We start from the raw sequence: 1,084 nt of genomic DNA, 5'->3' as shown, positions 1-1,084 counted from the left end.
ATATTGCATAGTTCCATCCGGTCAACATGTGGATTTGCACCTTGGATGGCATAGAGTATGTTGCGCCATGTTTGGTCTACCGTTTCTTCGTAAAGAAGCTCATCATTTCGGTAGAAGGCCTCAAAAATTGTCATGCTGGCATTGTATTCAGTCATGGCAAAAATTCCTTCGTATCGTCCAATCTAAAATAAATCAAAAAGCCCGCCACAAATACACGGGCGGGCTGACCTTTTTCAATCCACGCCCATTGCCTTAAATACAGCCTCTACTGGTTCGCCATAAAAGCTGGTCTGAAACTTGGTGAACAGTTCAGCTGGGATACTGGGGATGTCCTTGGCACTGCTCATGGGAAGCGCAACGCGCTTTCCACCTGCGTCGAAGGCCACTTGCAGGCATTCGGCGATACTCTCAACTGGCGTGATGCTGCCGCCTAGGCTCATATCGCCGAGGACGATCATTTGTCCTTGTGCGGGCCTGCCCATCAGCCCAGAAGCAAAGGCGACTAAGCTTGGGAGCGCCATATGAGTCAGAGGGCCGGTGTTTTGCAGCTCAACCACATGCAGGTGGAAGTCATGATCGAGCACCTTAGCCGAAGCGCTGATGCGTGAGGCGTTGGCCTTGAAGTAGTCGAAGGCAATCTTTACCTGTTCTTTGGCAGAGCTGGAGTTCCATAGGCCTGAAGTGGCAAGCTTGCCAGTACCCTTGGTCACCTGCAGTTCGATCCGATACAACCCAGGCATGCCTTTGCCGCTCAAGCCTATAGTGTGGATAAAACCGGGCTTTCCTGGCCCTTCAGGGATAAGACCACCACCACCTTGCTCTTTCACAGTGACGAATTGTTCTTCAAGGGTTTCATTGTCGATGTAGCTGAAGTGAACATCGTAGAACTCCATTCCACCAATCTTCTTTAGCTGTTCCTTCACGCGTCGGCGGACTTGGAGTGCGTACTCGAGGCACTGACGCACGTCTTCTTTTGTGAATACGTCGTGCGGGTAGAGCAGCTTAAGCAAGCCGGATACTGTTTTGCGTACTGCGATCACATCACGTTGGTTAAGGTTGTTACCCAGTTTGAAGTGTTTGTCGA

Annotated in this window: 1 protein-coding gene; it reads right to left on the bottom strand. The window is 50.6% G+C overall.

The window, feature by feature from the left end:
- Positions 1–233: 233 nt before the first annotated feature.
- The coding region (locus AC1DRJ_RS29045; protein ID WP_477805163.1) for a BREX system Lon protease-like protein BrxL at positions 234–1,084 on the bottom strand (851 nt) is incomplete at its 5' end.

The sequence above is a fragment of the Pseudomonas sp. P5_B2 genome, from assembly GCF_056400445.1.
Note: the sequence above shows the minus strand (reverse complement) of the source record. Positions and strands in the feature narration are given on the sequence as shown.